Here is a 12645-nt window from a genome sequence, read left to right on the forward strand (position 1 = left end):
TTCAAATGAATAACTGTTCGTACGCTGAGTGGTGCAATGCCTTACAAATCATACAAAAAAAATTCGGGGAAATTTATCCAGATATTTCAGCTATAAACACTGCCCTCATCAGTGATGAATAGTCAGGTTTCATACGTGCTGCGGTAACAACGAGCAGATCACGCTTGTGGTCACCGTTCGATTCCATGCTTGCGTAACTTCCGGTAAAGCGTATTCCGGCTCACTCCCAAACTCTCTGCTGTGTGGGACATGTGCCAATGTTGCTGCTTCAGTGCGTTGAGCAACACTACGCGCTCTGCATCGTCCAGAGCGCCTCCCTGCCGGGGCTCGACAACCAACGCCGCTCGCGCCTGGCGAATGAGGGGCGGCAAATCGTCTAACCTGATTCGCCCGTTCTCGCACAAGGCCGCCAAGGTGCGAAGTACGTTGCGCAATTGCCGGACGTTGCCCGGCCAGGCGTAGTCGAGCAACGCGTGGTGCGCCTTCTCTTCAAGCAACACAACCTGCCCTGCTGCTTCTTCCGCCAGCAAAAACGCCAGTAATTGCGCTTTGTCGCTACGCTCACGCAAGGGCGGCACGGCAATTTCAAGACCGTTGAGACGATAGTAAAGATCTTCGCGGAAGCTACCATTGGCAACACGTGCTAACAGGTCACGATGGGTGGCGCTGATGATTCTGACGTCTACCGCCTGCGGCGCACCGCCGATGGGCACCACCACGCGATCTTCCAGCACCCTTAAAAGACGGGTTTGCAACGCGAAAGGCATGTCGCCAATCTCATCGAGAAACAGCGTGCCGCCGTCGGCTTGCTGTAATTTGCCGCGCATACCTTCCTTCAACGCGCCGGTAAAGCTGCCGCCGCGGTAACCGAACAACTCACTTTCAATCAGGTTTTCCGGGATGGCGGCACAGTTGAGAGCGACGAAGGCGTTGTCGGCACGCGAGCTGGCCTGATGCACGGCCTTGGCGAACGCCTCTTTACCGCAGCCGGTTTCGCCGTTGATCAGCAGCGGCACGTCGCGTTCGAACACCCTCAGCGCCTTGTTAAAATCACTCTGCAACGCAGGGTCACCCAGGCAGATACCCGGCAGGCGTGGCGCCTCGGGCTTGGGCAGCGGCGCGGAAAAACTCCGCGCCTGCCCGCGCAGCGCGGCGAATAACTGCCGGCCATCCCGCGTACGCAACGGCCAGCTGGCCGTGGCATTGGCGCTGGCACAGCCGAGCAGTTGGTCCAGCGAACACTCGAAAAACGCCTCGACCGGCTGCCCCAACAAGCCGCCGCGAACCTGCCCCAACAGGTTCAGCGCGCTCTGGTTGACCGCACAGATCCGGCCTTCCCCATCAAATGCCAGCAACCCTTCGCTGAACAGCCCCACAGATTCTGCCTGCAGGTGAAAACGCAGCAGCCAGTGGTTCTCAAAATGACGCAGGAAGTAACAACTCTCGATCATCTTCGCCGACAGGTTCACCAGCGCCATGGTGTGGAACTGGCTCTGGCGCGACACCGCCTCACGCGCCGACGACACGTCCAGCACCGCCAGCAACTCACCCTGGGGGTCGAACACCGGGCTTGCCGAACAGGTCAGCCCCGTATGGCGGCCACGAAAGTGCTCATCGCGGTGAATCGTCAGGGACTGGCGCTCGACCAGGCAGGTGCCGATGCCGTTGGTGCCTTCGCACGCCTCGCTCCAGTCCGCACCCAGCCACAGCCCGGCGCGCTCGAAAATCTTGCGCTCGGACGGCGCGGTGACGCAGTTGAGGATCACCCCGCGCGCATCGGTGAGCAGCACCGCATGGCCAGCGCCGGAGAGCTGTTGATGCAGGCTGTTCATCTCGCTGCCGGCGATGCTCAGCACTTGTTGCAGGCGTTCGCGGCTTTCCAGCAGGCGGCCGTGCTCAAGCACGGTGGGGGCGATGCTCAATGCGGGGTCGAGGTGATAGTCCTCCAGGCAGCGTAGCCAGGAGCGGGCGATGGACGGGTCGCTGCCGGGGCCTTGGGCAAGGTCTTGCCCGCGGGTGACGGTCAGGACTTGCTGGGCATGGCGACTGAAATGATCGTTGTGCATGTTCTTATTATTCTCTCTGCGTGAGAACAGCCAGCATCCCCCAGCCATCCGACCATTGCAATCCCGGGCAGACCCACCGGTCACAGGCTGTACCGTTTATGGCACAAACTGTCACCCCGCCTGTACCACGACTGTCACAGCAACGCCTTGCGACAAACCCCAACCCCTTGATTTACCTGGCCTGCAAAGCAGTGGCCCAACCTTTGCTCTACGCTTTATCAAGCGCAACACCGCTGTACTCCAATAAACATAAAAGTCAGGAGATACCCACCATGCGTTATGCACATCCCGGTACTGAAGGCGCGATCGTTTCGTTCAAGGCCAAGTACGGTAACTACATCGGCGGCGAATTCGTTGCGCCGATGGATGGCAACTACTTCACCAACACCTCGCCGGTCAACGGCAAGCCCATCGCCGAATTCCCGCGTTCCACTGCCAAAGACATCGACAAAGCCCTCGACGCCGCCCATGCCGCCGCTGATGCCTGGGGCAAGACCTCGGCCCAGGACCGTTCGCTGGTGCTGCTGAAAATTGCCGACCGCATCGAACAGAACCTCGAACTGCTGGCCATCACCGAAACCTGGGACAACGGCAAGGCCGTGCGTGAAACCCTCAACGCCGACATCCCGCTGGCCGCCGACCACTTCCGCTACTTCGCCGGTTGCATCCGTGCGCAGGAAGGCACCAGTGCCGAGATCAACGAACTCACCGCCTCCTATCATTTCCACGAACCGCTGGGCGTGGTCGGCCAGATCATCCCGTGGAACTTCCCACTGCTGATGGCCGCATGGAAACTGGCGCCGGCCCTGGCCGCCGGTAACTGCGTGGTGCTCAAGCCGGCCGAGCAAACCCCGCTGGGCATCAGCGTGTTGATGGAGCTGATCGGCGACCTGCTGCCGCCAGGCGTGCTGAACGTGGTGCACGGTTACGGCAAAGAAGCCGGCGAAGCCCTGGCCACCAGCAAACGCATCGCCAAAATCGCCTTCACCGGCTCGACCCCGGTGGGCTCGCACATCATGCACGCGGCGGCCGAGAACATTATTCCGTCCACCGTCGAGCTGGGCGGCAAGTCGCCGAACATCTTCTTCGCCGACATCATGAAAGCCGAACCTTCGTTCATCGAAAAGGCTGCCGAAGGCCTGGTGCTGGCGTTCTTCAACCAGGGCGAAGTGTGCACCTGCCCATCGCGCGCACTGGTGGAAGAGTCGATCTACGACGACTTCATGAAAGTGGTGATGAAAAAGGTCGAGCAGATCAAACGCGGCGACCCGCTGGACACCGACACCATGGTCGGCGCCCAGGCGTCCGAGCAGCAATTCGACAAGATCCTCTCCTACCTGGAAATCGCCAAGGGCGAAGGCGCGCAACTGCTGACCGGCGGCAAGGTCGAGAAGCTCAGCGGCGACATGGCCGGTGGTTATTACATCCAGCCGACCCTGCTCAAGGGCACCAACGAAATGCGCGTGTTCCAGGAAGAAATCTTTGGCCCGGTGGTGAGCATCACCACGTTCAAGGACGAAGCCGAAGCCCTGGCGATCGCCAACGACACCGAGTTCGGCCTGGGCGCCGGCGTGTGGACCCGCGACATCAACCGCGCCTACCGCATGGGCCGTGCGATCAAGGCGGGCCGCGTGTGGACTAACTGCTACCACCTGTACCCGGCGCATGCCGCGTTTGGCGGTTACAAGAAGTCCGGCGTGGGCCGTGAGACGCACAAGATGATGTTGGACCACTACCAGCAGACCAAAAACTTGCTGGTGAGCTACGACATTAATCCGTTGGGCTTCTTCTAACTAAACCCTGTAACAGGCGCCCAGTTCTCCACTTGAAATGCAATCAAGTGTGGGAGCTGGCTTGCCTGCGATGCAGGCACCTCGGTGTGTCAGGCACAGCGAGGTGATGCTATCGCAGGCAAGCCAGCTCCCACACAAGCCTGCTCCCCTATTGAATCTCCACATGTCCTTGCAACTCGCATTCGGCACAAAGATGCCGAATTAGAACAATAACAATGGAAGGTACTTCCCTATGCCTAGCGAACCCACTGGCTCTTCCGTCGACTTCGAAAAAGTCGGCAGCGACTACTTCCAACAACGCGAACTTAAAAAAGGCGCCGCCGGCTGGGTGCTGTTAGTCGGCCTTGGCGTTGCCTATGTTATCTCCGGCGACTACGCCGGCTGGAACTTCGGCCTGGCCCAGGGTGGCTGGGGCGGCATGTTCCTCGCCACCTTGCTCATGGCCACCATGTACCTGTGCATGTGCTTTTCCCTGGCTGAACTGTCTTCGATGATCCCCACCGCCGGCGGCGGCTACGGTTTTGCCCGCAGCGCTTTTGGCCCTTGGGGCGGGTTCCTCACGGGCACCGCCATCCTGATCGAATACGCCATCGCCCCCGCCGCCATCGCGGTGTTCATCGGCGCTTATTGCGAGTCGCTGTTCGGCATTGGCGGCTGGATGATTTACCTGGCGTTTTACATCATCTTTATCGGCATCCACATCTTCGGCGTGGGCGAAGCCTTGAAGTTGATGTTTGTGATTACCGCCGTCGCCGCGATTGCCCTGGGCGTGTTCCTGGTGTCGATGGTGCCGCACTTCAACGTCGCCAACTTGCTGGATATTCCGGTGACCGAGGCCAAGGGCGCCAGCACGTTCCTGCCGTTCGGCTACGTCGGTGTGTGGGCGGCGATTCCCTATGCAATCTGGTTTTTCCTTGCAGTCGAAGGCGTGCCATTGGCCGCTGAAGAAACCAAAAACCCTAAACGCGACCTGCCACGCGGCCTGATTGGCGCCATTGTGGTGCTGACCAGTTTTGCCCTGCTGATTCTGGTGATTGCACCGGGTGGCGCGGGGACTTACGCGCTGATCAAATCAGGCAACCCGCTGGTTGAAGCACTGGCACTCTCCTACGGCGGTTCAACCTGGATGGGCGGCTTCGTCAACCTGGTCGGCCTGGCGGGATTGATCGCGAGCTTTTTCTCGATTATCTACGCCTATTCGCGGCAGATCTTCGCCTTGTCCCGTGCCGGTTACCTGCCGCGCAAACTGTCCCAAACCAACAAAAGCAAAGCGCCAGTGCTCGCGTTGGTGATCCCCGGCATCATCGGTTTTGGCTTGTCGCTGACCGGCCAGGGTGACTTGCTGATCCTGGTGGCGGTGTTTGGCGCAACCATTTCCTACGTGCTGATGATGGCCGCGCACATCACGTTGCGCATCCGTCGCCCCAAAATGGACCGTCCGTACCGCACACCGGGCGGCATTTTCACTTCCGGCGTGGCGCTGGTGCTGGCGTGCGTGGCCGTGGTGGCGGGCTTTCTGGTGGATCCACGGGTGGTGATTGGCGCTGCGATCATCTATGGAGTATTAATTGCTTACTTTGCTTTCTACAGCCGGCATCACTTGGTAGCAGGCACGCCGGAAGAGGAATTCGCGGCGATCCAGGCCGCAGAGGCCGCCTTGCACTAACTGCCGTAAACCTCGACGCGGGCGCTTTACTCACAGCCTGCCCGCGTCGCCAAGGAGACACTGTATGGCAAGCTTTTCCCACGCGGTGGGTGCTCAAACCTACCGCTTTGACAGCCTCAAGGACGTGATGGCCAAGGCCAGCCCCGCACGTTCCGGAGACTTCCTGGCCGGTGTGGCCGCGCAGAACGACGGCGAGCGGGTGGCCGCGCAGATGGCGCTGGCGAACATTGCGTTGAAACACTTCCTGGAAGAAGCGCTGATCCCCTACGAAAGCGACGAAGTCACGCGGCTGATCATCGACACCCACGATAAACAGGCGTTTAGCGTGGTCAGCCACCTGACCGTCGGCGGCCTGCGTGACTGGCTGCTCAGTGACGCGGCCGACGAACAAAGCCTACGCGCCCTGGCGCCCGGGCTGACACCGGAAATGGCCGCCGCCGTCTCCAAGATCATGCGCGTGCAGGACCTGGTATTGGTCGCGCAGAAGATCCGCGTGGTCACTCAGTTTCGCGGCACCATGGGCCTGCGCGGGCGCCTGTCGACCCGCCTGCAGCCCAACCATCCTACGGACGAACCGGCGGGCATCGCCGCGAGCATTCTCGACGGCCTGCTCTACGGCAACGGCGACGCCATGATCGGCATCAACCCGGCCACCGACAGCATCGCCTCGATCTGCGCCATGCTGGAGATGCTCGACGCGATCATCCAGCGCTACGAAATCCCGACCCAGGCCTGCGTGCTGACCCACGTCACCACCTCCATCGAGGCCATTAACCGTGGCGTGCCGCTGGACCTGGTGTTTCAGTCGATTGCCGGCACCGAGGCCGCCAACGCCAGTTTCGGCATCAGCCTCAGCGTGCTGCAAGAAGGTTACGAGGCGGGCTTGAGCTTGAATCGCGGCACCTTGGGCCAGAACCTGATGTATTTCGAAACCGGCCAGGGCAGCGCCTTGTCGGCCAACGCGCACTTTGGCGTTGACCAGCAAACCTGTGAAACCCGTGCGTACGCCGTGGCGCGGCATTTCAAACCGTTCCTGGTGAACACCGTCGTAGGGTTTATCGGCCCCGAGTACCTGTACAACGGCAAGCAGATTATCCGCGCCGGCCTCGAAGACCACTTCTGCGGCAAGCTGCTCGGCGTGCCGATGGGGTGCGACATTTGCTACACCAACCACGCCGAAGCCGACCAGGACGACATGGACACCCTGCTGACCCTGCTGGGCGTGGCCGGGATCAACTTCATCATGGGCATCCCCGGCTCCGACGACATCATGCTCAACTACCAGACCACCTCGTTCCACGACGCCCTGTACGCCCGTCAAACATTGGGTTTAAAGCCGGCACCGGAATTTGAACAGTGGCTGGCGAAAATGGGCATCTTCACGCAAGCCGACGGCAAAGTGCACTTCGGCAACAGCCTGCCACCGGCGTTTCGCCACGCCTTGAAGCAATTGGGATGAAGGAGCCGCCCGTGCAAGTAGAACTGCCTGATAATCCGTGGCTGGAACTGCGCCGCCTGACCCCGGCGCGCATTGCCCTGGGCCGCACCGGCACCAGCATCCCCACCAGCGCGCAGCTGGATTTCCAGTTCGCCCACGCCCAGGCGCGCGACGCGGTGCACCTGCCCTTCGACGCTGCGGGCCTGGGCGGCCAAATGGCCGAACGCGGGCGTGAGAGCCTGTTGCTGCACAGCGCTGCGGTTGACCGCCATATGTACCTGCAACGCCCGGACCTGGGGCGCCGCTTGAGCGATGAGTCGGCGCAACGCCTGCGCGACTACGCCGCTGCCAACCCTGGCGGCGTAGACCTGGCCATCGTGGTAGCCGATGGCCTGTCGGCACTGGCTGTGCATAAACATACGTTGCCGTTTCTTACACGCATGGAGGAACAGACCCACGCCGAAGGCTGGTCCTTGTCGCCCGTGATTCTGGTGGAACAAGGCCGTGTGGCGGTCGCCGATGAAGTCGCCCAGTTACTCGGCGCCAAGATGGTGGTGATCCTGATCGGCGAACGCCCGGGGCTCAGTTCGCCGGACAGCCTGGGCCTGTATTTCACCTATAACCCCAAGGTCGGCCTGACCGACGCCTATCGCAACTGCATCTCCAATGTGCGCCTTGAGGGGTTGAGCTACGGCATGGCCGCGCATCGCCTGCTGTACTTGATGAAAGAGGCGTGTCGTCGGCAGCTGTCAGGGGTCAATCTCAAGGACGAGGCGCAGGTTATGACCCTCGAATCCGATGATCCCGACCTGATGAAAGGCAATTTCCTACTCAGCCCACCGGATGACCAATAGCAGCGCGATTGCACTTTTTTTCACCATTAGGCAGCATCCAGTCACGGCCGCTTGTGTGGTCATACCCCTTTGGAAGTTGAGGCCTGGCATGCGGATTACTCAAGCGACCCTGGAACACCTGGACCTGTTGACGCCACTGTTCGTCAAATACCGCGAGTTCTACGGGGCTTTGCCCTTCCCGGACTCGTCGCGGGCCTTTCTGGAAAAGCGCCTGCGCCGAAAGGAGTCGGTGATCTACCTGGCCCTGGCCGATGACGACGACAAGCGACTGCTTGGGTTTTGCCAGCTGTACCCGAGCTTTTCGTCGCTGTCGCTGAAACGGGTATGGATCCTCAACGACATCTACGTGGCTGAAGACGCCCGCCGGCAATTGGTGGCGGATAACCTGATGCGCACGGCGAAAAAAATGGCCAAGGAAACCCATGCGGTGCGGCTGCGGGTGTCGACCAGCAGTAACAATGACGTGGCGCAGAAGACTTACGAGTCGATCGGGTTTCGTGAAGACACGGAGTTCAAGAACTACGTGTTGCCGATCAGCGAAGACTGAGAGAACGCAGCTGATCCCTTGTGGGAGCTGGCTTGCCTGCGATAGCGGTGGGCCAGCCGGCACTGTGTTGACTGACACTCTGCTATCGCAGGCAAGCCAGCTCCCACATTTAGACCTGAGTCATCTTTAAGAGCGAGCATGCCCGGAATACCCACGACATCCCCCGCTACAAAACCAACACGCTTTTCACCTCTCAATCCGTATAATGCCGACCCTTCAAGGTCGTAAGAAATACGGCATACACTTGTAGCCTTACTTACCCGTAGCCCCCGCACTGGCCTGCTGAGCCGGGCCATTCACACAGGTGCCATCCATGGATTTCAACCCGCTCGACCTGATCCTGCATCTCGACGTGTACCTCGACATGCTGGTGAGAAACTACGGAGTGTGGATTTACGCCATTCTGTTCCTGGTCATTTTTTGCGAAACCGGGCTGGTGGTCATGCCCTTCCTGCCGGGTGATTCCTTGCTGTTCATCGCCGGCGCTGTCGCAGCAGGCGGCGGCATGGACCCGATATTGCTGGGCGGCTTGCTGATGCTGGCGGCGATCCTCGGCGACAGCACCAACTACGTCATTGGGCGAACGGCCGGGGAACGCTTGTTCAGTAACCCGAACTCGAAAATCTTCCGCCGCGACTACCTGCAAAAAACTCACGACTTCTACGACAAGCACGGCGGCAAAACCGTGACCCTGGCGCGCTTCCTGCCGATCCTGCGCACCTTTGCGCCGTTCGTCGCCGGTATCGCCAAAATGCCCTACCCGCGCTTCTTCGGCTTCAGCGTGTTCGGCACCATCCTGTGGGTCGGTGGCCTGGTAACCCTGGGCTACTTCTTCGGCAACGTGCCGTTTATCAAGAAAAACCTGTCGCTGTTGGTGGTGTTCATCATCCTGCTGTCGCTGGTGCCGATGATCATTGGCGTATTCCGCAGCCGCTTTGGCCGCAACTCCTCCGAAGCCAAGCCGCAGTAACCCGCGATGTGGTCCCTCAGCGCCTGGCGTCGCCGGCGCCTGCTGGCCAAGCACCCGATTGCCGATGACACCTGGCAACGGGTGCGCCACCACCTGACCTTCCTCGACGGCATCAGCGCCGAGCAAGACCAGTGGCTGCGTGAAGCCTGCGTGGTGTTCCTCAGCGAAAAACACCTCACCGCCCTGCCCGGCGTCGACCTGCACCAGGAACAACGCCTGCTGCTCGCCGCCCAGGCGCAATTGCCGCTGATGAACCTCGGCGACCTCGATTGGTACCAGGGTTTCCACGAAATCGTGCTGTACCCCGACGACTTCCTCAGCCCGCAGCGCCATCGCGATGCCAGCGGCGTCGAGCACGAATGGGATGGCGAACACAGCGGCGAAGCCTGGCAACAGGGCCCGGTGATCCTCGCCTGGCCCGGCGTGTTGGCCAGCGGCCAATGGGAAGGCTACAACCTGGTGATCCACGAGCTGGCGCACAAGCTCGATATGCTCAACGGCGACGCCAACGGCCTGCCACCGCTGCACCACGACATGCGCGTGCAGGAATGGGCCCGCGTGATGCAAAGCGCCTTTGACGACCTCAACCGTCAGCTGGATGCCAACCCGCACGCCGACACCGAGATCGACCCCTACGCCGCCGAAAACCCGGCGGAGTTCTTTGCGGTCACCAGCGAGTATTTTTTCAGCGCCCCGGATTTACTGGTCAGCACTTATCCCCAGGTGTACGCGCAACTGAGCCGCTTTTATCGGCAGGACCCGTTGGCCCGCCTGACCCAACTGCAAGCCAGCGACGCCCGCTATCAGACTGAACGCCACGCGCCACACGACGTCTGACGCATAGCGTCGGCGTCAGAATATGCCTATAATCGCCGCCACTTTTAGGCCAATCCGGCCATGTTCCATGGCCAACTACGGGGGCAACGCCCAATGAGCTACAGCAAGATTCCGGCTGGCAAAGACCTGCCGAACGACATCTACGTCGCCATCGAAATTCCGGCCAACCACGCGCCGATCAAATACGAAATCGACAAAGACAGCGACTGCCTGTTCGTTGACCGTTTCATGGCCACCCCGATGTTCTACCCGGCCAACTACGGTTTCATCCCGAACACCCTGGCTGACGACGGTGACCCCCTCGACGTGCTGGTTGTAACCCCTTACCCGGTTACCCCAGGCTCGGTGATTCGCGCGCGCCCAGTCGGCATCCTGAACATGACCGACGACGGCGGCGGCGATGCCAAAGTTATCGCGGTACCCCACGACAAGCTGTCCCAGCTGTACGTGGACGTGAAGGAATACACTGACCTGCCGCCACTGCTGCTGGAACAGATCAAGCACTTCTTCGAGAACTACAAAGACCTCGAAAAAGGCAAATGGGTGAAGATCGACGGTTGGGGCAACGCAGACGCCGCCCGCGCCGAGATCATGAAGTCGGTCGCTGCCTACAAAGGCTGATACCCGCTCCTCATTGCCCCGGCAATCAAAAAAGCCCCGACTATTCGGGGCTTTTTTTTGTGGGAAAAATTAAACTCAAAGTTCAATGTTTAATGCGCAGCGTTTAAAGAAATTAAAACACTGAAATATCGGACTACAACTAAGCAAATCCCTACACGCGCAATTCAACGCATAGTTTATTTGATGTATTTTTCCGGCCAGTAAACTCTGCGTTTATGAATACATCAGGTGATCGACTAAAAGCGTTATTACGGGAAGTTCATCTTTCCGCCTCCGACTTCGCCAAGAACCGCGGTGTCACGCCTCAACACGTGAACAACTGGTTCAAACGCGGCGTGCCCATGGGCCGACTCAACGAGATCGCAGAACTGCTCTGCGTCTCCAGCCGTTGGCTACGCACCGGCGAAGGCCTCAAACACCCACCGGCCAACTTCCTGCTGGAAGGCCCGGACACCGCCAAAGGATTGCGCACCCGCGAAGACAGCGGCAAATACCTCACAGGCCCCGCCTGCCTCCCGGAAAAAATCGACGTGGAGATCGCCCTCCACCCCACCTTCACCTCCACCGAGCGCATCCGCGTCTCCCTGCACACCCTCGACACCCTCAACGTAAACCCCGACCGTGCCGTAGGCGCCTACATGGTCGACAACAGCATGATCGACATCATCCAACAAGGCGCCACCCTCGCCATCGACCGCGGCCGCAGCCAAATCACCGACGGCGAAATCTACGCCGTCGAACACGACGGCATGCTGCGCATCAAATACCTCTACAACCGCCCCGGCGGTGGCCTGCGCATGCGCAGCCACAACGCCAGCGAACACCCCGACGAATACCTCACCCACGAGCAACGCTTCGAACAGAACTTCGAGATCGTGGGCTGGGTGTTCTGGTGGTCCACCCTCAACAACCGCCGACCGGTGCCACTGGACGAACACCTGCTGGGCTGGGAAGGCTCTAAATCGGACCCGGAGGTAGGCATTTGAAATGAATGTGGGTATCATGCGCCGCACATTTGGCAGGGGGTGGCTTTGCGCTATCTATCCTGCCTGGCGATGCGGAGGAGTTCCCGCTGATGCCCCTACTATTCAGCCAGACGTGATGTGGGCTGAGCGATTTGAAGGCTGGTGAGGTTTGTCAAAAACAAGCTGAAGCAGTCCCCGAGAAGCCGGCCACAAGCCGGCTTTTTAATTGTCCTAAATAATCCTATCCCATCTAAGAATCCTGCCGATAGCCTAGCTATTGCGGGCATCTCAAGCATTCCCCTGTCCGATGGTGTTCAACACCACGCGCCCAAACGTACCGAACTTCGCAGGCATGAGCTTTGGGATTACTGATGAGCGCCATCCTGCGGTTATGCCGAATCTTGGCTTTAAAGGATCCGATGAAGCGATCAATCACTTGATTCGTGTAAGCACACGCAGGCAATTGGATGTTGGCAGGTAGACGAAGGTCCACCCTAAAGGCAAACACCCGGGAGTACTGCTCGATGGAATTTTTAATCGTCTCATCTAGACGATGTAAATACTCGCGAATGAAAGGAGCACTACTAACCAGCAACGGTCTACCAGCAAAGGTTGGGGCGAAATAAAGATTCAGATTTGTATTTTCAGGATGACGAAGCATGTGGAGCCTCCATGTATGAGTTCATACATATCGCCCCACCACGTTACTTTTCACAAACTACTCTCATCGGCAGAGCAGAAGGCTCTAGGAGAGCCTCCATCAACAAACCAATCAGCATGTAAGCACTGCATTACAATTACCACCAAATATCATGAAGCCAACAACTACAACACATGGACCACCTAATACAGCCACACACTACACAGCATAATACTAATACAGAGCAC

General features: G+C 59.4%; 11 protein-coding genes. 9 read left to right on the forward strand and 2 right to left on the reverse strand.

Annotation, left to right across the window (positions count from 1 at the left end):
* Nucleotides 1-170: 170 nt before the first annotated feature.
* Complete coding sequence (locus ACI77D_RS26425) at nucleotides 171-2066, reverse strand: sigma-54-dependent Fis family transcriptional regulator (RefSeq protein ID WP_407017786.1); 1896 nt, start codon at nucleotides 2064-2066, stop codon at nucleotides 171-173.
* Between the two features lie 272 nt (nucleotides 2067-2338).
* Between ACI77D_RS26425 and ACI77D_RS26430 the strand changes: the two genes are divergently transcribed.
* The 9 genes from ACI77D_RS26430 (at nucleotide 2339) to ACI77D_RS26470 (ending at nucleotide 11778) form a co-directional block, all read left to right on the forward strand.
* A complete protein-coding gene (locus tag ACI77D_RS26430) occupies nucleotides 2339-3859 on the forward strand; it encodes an aldehyde dehydrogenase family protein (protein WP_407017787.1) in 1521 nt (506 codons plus the stop codon).
* A 232-nt stretch (nucleotides 3860-4091) separates the two neighbouring features.
* Nucleotides 4092-5525, forward strand: a complete 1434-nt coding sequence (gene eat, locus ACI77D_RS26435; protein ID WP_053258197.1) for an ethanolamine permease — start codon at nucleotides 4092-4094, stop codon at nucleotides 5523-5525.
* 64 nt (nucleotides 5526-5589) lie between these two features.
* Entirely contained in the window at nucleotides 5590-6984 is a 1395-nt protein-coding gene (locus tag ACI77D_RS26440) for an ethanolamine ammonia-lyase subunit EutB (RefSeq protein ID WP_064454302.1), read from the forward strand.
* A complete protein-coding gene (eutC, locus tag ACI77D_RS26445) occupies nucleotides 6981-7817 on the forward strand; it encodes an ethanolamine ammonia-lyase subunit EutC (RefSeq protein WP_407017788.1) in 837 nt (278 codons plus the stop codon). The genes ACI77D_RS26440 and eutC overlap by 4 nt, the downstream gene beginning before the upstream one ends.
* An 88-nt stretch (nucleotides 7818-7905) precedes the next feature.
* Entirely contained in the window at nucleotides 7906-8364 is a 459-nt protein-coding gene (locus ACI77D_RS26450; protein WP_053258200.1) for an N-acetyltransferase, read from the forward strand.
* Between the two features lie 313 nt (nucleotides 8365-8677).
* Entirely contained in the window at nucleotides 8678-9334 is a 657-nt protein-coding gene (locus tag ACI77D_RS26455) for a DedA family protein (RefSeq protein WP_064454304.1), read from the forward strand.
* 6 nt (nucleotides 9335-9340) lie between these two features.
* On the forward strand, nucleotides 9341-10171 hold the full coding sequence (locus tag ACI77D_RS26460; protein WP_221295724.1) for a zinc-dependent peptidase: 831 nt from the start codon (nucleotides 9341-9343) through the stop codon (nucleotides 10169-10171).
* 93 nt (nucleotides 10172-10264) lie between these two features.
* Nucleotides 10265-10792, forward strand: coding sequence for an inorganic diphosphatase (gene ppa, locus ACI77D_RS26465; protein ID WP_003176323.1), 528 nt, complete (start codon nucleotides 10265-10267; stop codon nucleotides 10790-10792).
* A 215-nt stretch (nucleotides 10793-11007) separates the two neighbouring features.
* A complete protein-coding gene (locus ACI77D_RS26470) occupies nucleotides 11008-11778 on the forward strand; it encodes a S24 family peptidase (RefSeq protein WP_128587814.1) in 771 nt (256 codons plus the stop codon).
* 253 nt (nucleotides 11779-12031) lie between these two features.
* Here ACI77D_RS26470 and ACI77D_RS26475 read toward each other — a convergent pair whose 3' ends face one another.
* A complete protein-coding gene (locus tag ACI77D_RS26475) occupies nucleotides 12032-12418 on the reverse strand; it encodes an inovirus-type Gp2 protein (protein ID WP_407017789.1) in 387 nt (128 codons plus the stop codon).
* Nucleotides 12419-12645: the final 227 nt, after the last annotated feature.

Source organism: Pseudomonas sp. O39 (genome assembly GCF_045447295.1).
GTDB classification, from domain to species: Bacteria; Pseudomonadota; Gammaproteobacteria; order Pseudomonadales; family Pseudomonadaceae; genus Aquipseudomonas; species Aquipseudomonas antarctica_A.

Coding starts and splice junctions, on each gene's coding strand:
- ACI77D_RS26425 (WP_407017786.1), bottom strand. CDS start 2,066: ATGCACAACGATCATTTCAGTCGCCATGCCCAGCAAGTCCTGACCGTC.
- ACI77D_RS26430 (WP_407017787.1), top strand. CDS start 2,339: ATGCGTTATGCACATCCCGGTACTGAAGGCGCGATCGTTTCGTTCAAG.
- eat (WP_053258197.1), top strand. CDS start 4,092: ATGCCTAGCGAACCCACTGGCTCTTCCGTCGACTTCGAAAAAGTCGGC.
- ACI77D_RS26440 (WP_064454302.1), top strand. CDS start 5,590: ATGGCAAGCTTTTCCCACGCGGTGGGTGCTCAAACCTACCGCTTTGAC.
- eutC (WP_407017788.1), top strand. CDS start 6,981: ATGAAGGAGCCGCCCGTGCAAGTAGAACTGCCTGATAATCCGTGGCTG.
- ACI77D_RS26450 (WP_053258200.1), top strand. CDS start 7,906: ATGCGGATTACTCAAGCGACCCTGGAACACCTGGACCTGTTGACGCCA.
- ACI77D_RS26455 (WP_064454304.1), top strand. CDS start 8,678: ATGGATTTCAACCCGCTCGACCTGATCCTGCATCTCGACGTGTACCTC.
- ACI77D_RS26460 (WP_221295724.1), top strand. CDS start 9,341: ATGTGGTCCCTCAGCGCCTGGCGTCGCCGGCGCCTGCTGGCCAAGCAC.
- ppa (WP_003176323.1), top strand. CDS start 10,265: ATGAGCTACAGCAAGATTCCGGCTGGCAAAGACCTGCCGAACGACATC.
- ACI77D_RS26470 (WP_128587814.1), top strand. CDS start 11,008: ATGAATACATCAGGTGATCGACTAAAAGCGTTATTACGGGAAGTTCAT.
- ACI77D_RS26475 (WP_407017789.1), bottom strand. CDS start 12,418: ATGCTTCGTCATCCTGAAAATACAAATCTGAATCTTTATTTCGCCCCA.